Source organism: Pseudarthrobacter sp. rb (assembly GCF_056389225.1).
This window is the reverse complement of record NZ_JBWJAR010000031.1, coordinates 22611-30123: the sequence shown is the minus strand read 5'-3', so window position 1 is coordinate 30123 and position 7513 is coordinate 22611. Positions and strand designations below refer to the sequence as shown.

General features: G+C 61.5%; 3 protein-coding genes. 2 read left to right on the top strand and 1 reads right to left on the bottom strand.

The annotated features are described in order from the left end of the window. Positions 1-968: 968 nt before the first annotated feature. Entirely contained in the window at positions 969-2681 is a 1713-nt protein-coding gene (locus tag ACWRN3_RS22185) for a chitobiase/beta-hexosaminidase C-terminal domain-containing protein (RefSeq protein WP_476741957.1), read from the bottom strand. Positions 2682-3255: 574 nt separating this feature from the next. Here ACWRN3_RS22185 and ACWRN3_RS22180 point away from each other — a divergent pair. Both ACWRN3_RS22180 and ACWRN3_RS22175 read left to right on the top strand, forming a co-directional pair. Then, positions 3256-4782 (top strand): GmrSD restriction endonuclease domain-containing protein, encoded by a 1527-nt coding sequence (locus ACWRN3_RS22180; RefSeq protein ID WP_476741956.1) that lies wholly within the window; start codon positions 3256-3258, stop codon positions 4780-4782. Positions 4783-4865: 83 nt separating this feature from the next. Then, the gene (locus ACWRN3_RS22175) at positions 4866-7388 is read left to right on the top strand and encodes a polysaccharide pyruvyl transferase family protein (RefSeq protein WP_476741955.1); all 2523 of its coding nucleotides are present in this window, start codon (positions 4866-4868) and stop codon (positions 7386-7388) included. The last annotated feature ends 125 nt before the right edge of the window (positions 7389-7513 follow it).

Here is a 7513-nt window from a genome sequence, read left to right as displayed (position 1 = left end):
CGGAAAACCCCAGAGACCAAACGCCAACTACTTTCCCTTGTTACAAAGGGAGGGGCGCACCGAGCAGCCGCCCCACAGCAGACAGCCGGAGACTAACAACCCTTGCTCAAGAAAAACACAGTATGACGCTGCTAGAACGAGCAAATGGCAACTGTTATCGGACTAAGTAGGCCACTGGCGGCGACTTGGTTCGGCTGCCATGAAGCTCAGAATCGATCTATATGTCGAATCGCACCGGTAATTTCACTCACGCGTGCTGGTGATCCTCGACGTCTTTGGCACCAGCAAGGTGGGCGGCCGGCCAGCAATCGCTCAAAACACACGCCAAGAAGAAGGCAAGCGGAAAGAACCGGCACACTGGCACGGGCAAGTCGGCCCTGACCTTTACGTCGCAGCGCTGGCGAATCTCGGCGCTGGCTTGGTGCTTCACGGGCCTGCGGCTGCAAGTCCCTCGGACCCCTACCCATTAGTGAGCATTCTTATGGCTCCCACCGCCGACATTGTGAAGTTGACACTGTGTCGGCTTTCATGTGGTGAGGTTCGATCCCTGCCCGGGCAGGATTTCTTCCCGGCCCGGACTGTTCACTCCTACGCCCGCTGGCCCAACAGATTCCATTGCCCGATGGCGAAGCATCCAGAAGCCAGCCTGCATGAAGTCCTGTTCCTGGCATGCTTCCCGGATATTCTTCCCAGATATGTCCAAGACGTTGCCCCAATGGATTTGTGTTTAGCAGATGAGATTGCAGGCCGGCGACCATGGGAATGCACCGATTAAGTAAATCGGGAAGTACGGGATATCTAGAACTGGCGCAGCAACGCTTGGCTGGCGAGACGGCGCCCATTGTTGGTCCTTTTCAGCGTTATGGCAGCCTACTGGACAGAGGTCACTCATCGTCACGGCTCAGGATCACCGAGGGCATGGAAAAGCAGCGCATCCGTATGAAGGCCCCTGCGGCCCCCACTGAGCCCTATTGATCCACGGTCAATAGGGGGCTGAACCGGTGCATGAAGGCTGCCATGGCGTCACGGTTGACGGGTTGGAGGGGACGGTAGGTTTTAGTCCAGTTCGCTTCTGTATATCCGGTGGTGATGCCTTCCGCGGTGAGCCAGCTGATTTCCTGGTAAAAGAGGGAGGCGTAAATGTCTGTGAAGACTGATCCCGGGGCAGCTCCAAATTCGGGGCTTCCGGCAAGCCGGTACATGAACGCCGCCATGGCATCGCGGTTTACCGCCTGCAGCGGCCTGAATGTTTTCTTCCCGTTGCCCTCATCCCAGCCGGTGGAAATTCCTTGGGCGGACAGCCAGATGATTTCTTTATAGAACTGCGTCGTGGGAGTGACGTCCGCGAACGGTGACACGGCGGGGGGAATGAAGGACGGGTATCCTGCGAGCCGGTACATGAACGCTGCCATGGCATCGCGGTTTACCGGCTGCAGGGGTCTGAAGGTTCTTGTACCGTTTCCTTCATCCCAGCCGGTCGAGACACCTTCGCCGGCCAACCAGCTGATATCAGTGAAGAACTGCGTATCTGCTCCAACGTCAACGAAAGACGCCGGACGAACCGCGTAAGTACTGGTTACTGGGGCGGAGGTGTTGCCGCTGGTGTCGACGGCTATGTAGCGGTAGGTGGAACCGTTCACCAGTTTCAGCGGCGCGGTGTACTGCGGGGAACCGGTCGTCGGCGTCGTGCCGTCGGTGGTGTAGTAGACGGCAGCGGTTTCATCTGTGCTGAACTCCAGCCGCTGACCCGTCAGGTATTGTCCGTCTGCCAGCGACGCCGTGACCTTTGGCGCTTTCAGGTCCGGAGTCGGCAGGAGTCTGATTTTGTAGGTCCTTCGTTCCGGGGTCGAGGCGTTGCCGGCGGAGTCAACGCCGAAGAAGCGCAGTTCCGTATCCCGGGACAGTGTGATGGGACCGTCGTAGACGCTACTGTTTCGGGATGGCGCCGAACCATCGGTGGTGAAGTAAACGGCAGCCGTTTCATCTGCCGTCAGTCGTACCTGCTGGCCCTGCAGATAGGGTCCTTCGGCGATGGACGGGCTAACAACTGGCGCTCTGGTGTCGGCGGGCGGCATGGTAGCCGGGGGTGGGCCTGCTACGACCGTCTCAGAAGCCGTGCTGGTTTTAGTGACGGTGGCCCACTGCGGCCGCCATCCGGTCATGGTGACGGTCATCCGGTGCCCAACATCGTCCGTTGTCAGGAGGTATTCCTCCCCTGTGGCGCCGGGCACGGCAATCCCGTCCCGATGCCATTGGTACGAGTACGACAACTCGGTGTACTTCCAACCATTGGCTGCCCGGATTTGGGTACCGACACTGGCCTGAGTGTTCTGGATGAAGATCTGCGGTGCCGGCGGATCAATGTATGACTCCACCGCGGCTATCACGGCCGTCGGGGCACTGGTGCGCGCGACACTGGCAAATCCGTCCTTGGCGCCCGTGACGGTGACCGTGATGACGGTGCCCCTGTCCTCCTCGGTCAGGGTGTAACTGCGCTCCGTCGCTCCAAGGATGGCGATGCCGTTGCGCTTCCACTGGATGTGCAGCGTCACCACCTCCGGGCCCCAGTAGCAGGGGTGCGCGCTCAGGGTGCGGGCAACGGCAGGCCGGCCAACGATGGTAGGTACAGGAGAATCCAGCCAGTTTTGGAAACGGCCCGGCTGCAAGCCGTAGTGCGTCATGCCGTCAGGCCCAACCCAGGCCCAACCGGGGCACGGGGGAGCGGCTTCGTCACCCCGATCGAAGCAATCGTAGGCGCCATTGGGCGCCTGATAGCACACTTCGGAAGCATGCGCCGGTGAGGATGACACCGCAATTCCTGCGACGGCCACGAGGGCGGCCGACAGAGCAGCGGACCAACCCCTCACCCTGAGGCGGCGCTTTGCCCATGGCTGCAAACTGAATCGTGGGTGCACGCGTGGCTTCTTTCCGTCGTTATCGGCGGAAGTCCGCCCCCCAATAAACTGCCACCGGCAGTTTGGACACAGAATACCCCAGGCACAACAAAGGACTTTACGTATTTGAGGGGCGGGTACGGGCAGCGGGATCGCGCGCCAACCCGGGGTCCGACTAGGGCCCGGCCGAATATCCCCACATCATTCGTCCTGCTGACCGATGGCATCATTCCCCTTCGCTTCCTGCGAGGCGATGGACACAATAGGTGCAAAGACTAGCCTTTTGCTGGTTTTGTCGTGGGGTGCCAGTAGCATCCATCTTGTTTGCGCCGATCTGGGCGTACCTAAATGGGGAATTCCTATGTCCAAAATCCTTTCGTGGTCAGCGTCCCTGATGCTGGCCGCAACCACGGCTGTGGCTTTACCGCAGACCGCTGCCGCCGCGGACTCCACAACCGCGGCGTCACTTCTCTCGTCCCTGACTGTGGCGGAAGAAACCAACGCGGGCTACGACCGCTCCTATTTCGAGCACTGGATCGATGAAGACGGTGATGGGTGCAACACCCGCGCCGAAGTGCTGCAGGCAGAATCCAAAGTCCCCGTCACCTACTCGTCCGGGTGCACCGTCGCAACCGGACAATGGGTTTCCTGGTACGACGGGCAAACCTGGCTCAACGCGTCAGACGTCGACATCGACCACATGGTTCCCTTGGCAGAAGCGTGGGGCTCCGGCGCCCAGGCGTGGACCTCCCAGCAGCGGCGTGACTTCGCCAACGACCTGACGCTCCCCGTGGCCCTTGAGGCAGTCACGGACAACGTCAACCAGTCCAAGAGCGACCAGGATCCCTCTGAATGGATGCCGCCGATGGCCGGCACCGCATGCAACTACGCGACGGACTGGGTCTTGGTGAAATACCGGTGGCAGCTGACCATCGACCAGGCCGAACGGTCCGCTTTGAGCAATGTACTGAGCGGCGACTGCGGCACACGACAGGTCGAGATACCCCCGGTCGCTGTCAGTACAGCACCCGCGACACCTGTCACATTCACCGATGTCACGATGACAAACCAGTTCTACACCGAGATCTCCTGGCTCGCGGGCCAAGGCATCTCTACAGGTTGGGTTGAAGCCGACGGGACAAGGACCTACCGCCCGCTAAACCCGGTGGCCCGAGATGCGATGGCCGCGTTCCTGTACCGCATGGCCGGTAACCCAGCGTTCACTCCTCCGGCCTCATCGCCGTTCATCGATGTTGCGCCGTCCAACCAGTTCTACAAGGAGATCACCTGGCTTTCCGCCCAAGGCGTCTCCACGGGATGGGATGAAGGATATGGCCGACGTTCGTTCAGGCCACTCGAGCCTGTGAACCGTGACGCGATGGCGGCCTTCCTTTACCGTTTCGCCGGCAGTCCCTCTTATCAAGCCCCCGCCAATTCCCCCTTCTACGACGTGGCGCCCGGGAACATTTTCTATCAGCAGATCAACTGGCTGGCGTCGAAGGGTATCTCCACCGGGTTCCCCCTGGGAAGCGGTTGCTATGCGTTTGACCCGCTGCGGCCTGTGGCCCGTGACGCGATGGCTGCGTTCATGTACAGGTTCGTCAACGGGGGCACGCAGCCGATCTCCGGCGGCGGTTGCACGCCAACACCCACGCCGACACCGACTCCAACTCCGACACCTCCACCAAGTGGGGGCGGCACCATGCCCCCACCGCCGGGACCAACGGTCCCAGCGAACCCAGGCGACACCAAGAACTGCACCAGCTTCAGTACCTGGCAGCAGGCCCAGGCCTGGTTCGACACCTACTACCCCTACTATGGAGACGTGGCCCGGCTCGATTCTGACGGTGACCGGATCGCCTGTGAGTCCCTTCCCGGACACCCCTAATCTTGGTGCGGCGGGCCCCTGTTCAGGGCCTGCCGCAGCCATGTTTGCCCTCTTTTCCAAGACACACCAAACGGAGATCCGCCTTGCACCCCCGAGTCGCCATCGTTGTCCGCACTAAAGACCGCGGAAGGCTGCTCGGCCGAGCACTGGACAGCATTCTCGCCCAGACCTACCAGGACTGGGGCGTCGTGCTGGTCAACGACGGTGGGAGCACCAGCGAAGTAGCCGAGGCCCTGCATCCCCGTCTTTCACGGTTTGCAGACAAACTCGTGCGAGTGGACAACGAGACCAGTAGTGGCATGGAAGCCGCTTCCAACCTTGGTATCCGCAAGTCCAGGTCCGATTACATCGCCATCCATGACGACGATGACGAATGGGACCCCGACTTCCTCGCCACAACTGTCGCGCACCTGGACTCCCATCCCGGGGACGGCGGCGTCAGCGTTGAAACCGAGATCGTCTTCGAACGCCTGACCCGCACTGGCCGGGAAGTCGAAGACCGTGTCCCCTTCGAACCGCACATGCGGGACATTTCCCTGGTGGACCTTCTTCATTACAACCGGTTCGTCCCCATCTCTTTCCTTTTCCGTCGCTCCGTTTACGACGAACTTGGTGGCTTCGACGAGGACCTCACTGTCGTCGGCGACTGGGAATTCCACCTCCGTTTCCTAATTCACCACCACATCGGGTTCATCAAGGGCCGCCCGTTGGCCTTCTGGAACCAGCGCCGCTCCGCCCGCAAAGCCGAGGCCAACAGCGTCATCGCTGGCCTGGACGACCACCACTTCTATTCCCACAAGGTCCGCGACCGCCACGTTCGTGAACACGCGCGGGAATACGGACTCGGGCCGCTGCTGTACCAGCGCGAGCTCCTGGCGGTCGAGGCCGGCCGCATTCATCACCGGATCGATGACCTGCAGCAAACCCAAAACGACAGCGCTGAACGTATCGACCGCGTCCTCGCCGAGTTGGAGCGGCTTCAGCGGGCCATCGGAAGCATGTCGCAGCCGCTGGCCCTCCGCGCCGTCCGCTCCGTGCGCCGCCGCCTCGCGAAGCGTGGAACCAGCCGTGACACGTCCACCCGTGCCCTGGCACGTTTACCACGGTTAGCCCCGGGGACGCGCATCGCTGTGTTCGGTGACGTCGGCCAAGTGCAGTACCACGTCGGCGACGAGGCCATGTCCCACGCGGCGGTCGCAGAGTTACGGGAGCGTGGATTTGGCGACTTTGTAGTTCTGACGCACGACGTCGAACAAACGGCCCGTCTCTACGGTCTGCCCGCGGCCCAACGGCCCGAGGTTCCGTGGAATGCGTACGAACGCCATCGGCTCCTGCAGGAGGTGAAGTCCGTGCTGGCAGGCGGGGCTGGAACTGATGCAGCCACCCGCATCATCAGTACCTTTGAAGAGAGCTTCACGGGATGCCGCGCTCTCGTCCTCGCCGGAGGGGGAAACCTCACCTCCCAGTACGGCGGCCTGTTGTTTGAACGACTGGCAGCAATACATGTCGCACATTCACTGGGTCTGAAGGTAGTGGTGTCCGGGCAGACCATCGGACCCGTCCTCACCGAGGCCGATCGGCACGAAGTCACGGAAGCTCTGCAGCTCTGCAGCGTCATAGGGTCGCGGGAGCACTACACACACGACCTGCTGTCGTCCTTGGCCGTTGAATCCGTTGCTGTGCTCGACGATGCCTCATTCTTTCCTGCAACCAGGGAAAGTCGGGAGTTTAACGGTCTTCCGGCCGCCTATATAGCGGCGACCTTCGCACCGGCGTCCGGAGCCATGAACCGTCATGATTACCACCGGCACATGGCCAGGTTGCTCGACCTTGCCCACGAACAGTTGCAGCTGCCCATCTTCCTTATCCCCCACGTCTCCACCATCGGGCAGAATGACGGGGACCAGGAAAGCCATGCCGCTATCGCACGGCTTGCCAAAACGAATGACATCAGAGTCCTCGAGCAGAAAGCAGCAAGAGAAACAGCCGCGCTCACCGCGGACGCGGAACTGATCATTACCAGCCGCTACCACCCAGTGATCTTCGGCCTTTCGGCCGGGGTACCTGTCCTGCCGGTCGCCGTTGACTACTACGGAGAAGTACGAATTGGTGGGGGCCTTGAAAACTGGGGACTGTCGCCCCTGCTTCGCTCCCTGCGTCATCTGGGCAAGGATGCCGATACCAAATGGGTCAGCGCTGTTATCGAAGCGCGCGGCGACATCCGGCAGCACCTGATCGAGCAGAGCAAACAATTGCGTCAATTCCACACCGCCTGGTGGGACTACGTCGCTGACACCCTCAAAGACTCCACAACCGAGAGGCTATCCCCGCAGCTGCCAGTTCCTGCCTCCGACCTTTCCGCCAGGCTGGAAGGACCCGGCAGCACTACGGCCGACCGGCTCAACGCGAGCAACGAAACTGCCATCGGGCTATTGGCCCAGCACGGTGACTGGCTGCAGGGGCGCCTGAACGAACTCGAATACCGGCACGACCATGCAGTGCACAAACCCACCGGGCCGACCACCTACGCTCACCTCCTAAAGCGGCTCCCCGCATCGCGGAAAGCCGTCAGCTGGGCACGACAAGCACTCAAGCGCAGCGAGTAAGAGCACTGGCGGTCGCCCGCCACATCGCCTGTCGTGGTACGGGGCCGTCACCTCATCAGCGGTCGGCGGCCCCCGTAGCCACTACTGCTGATCGCCCCATCGACGCCTGGCGAACGGGAAACTCT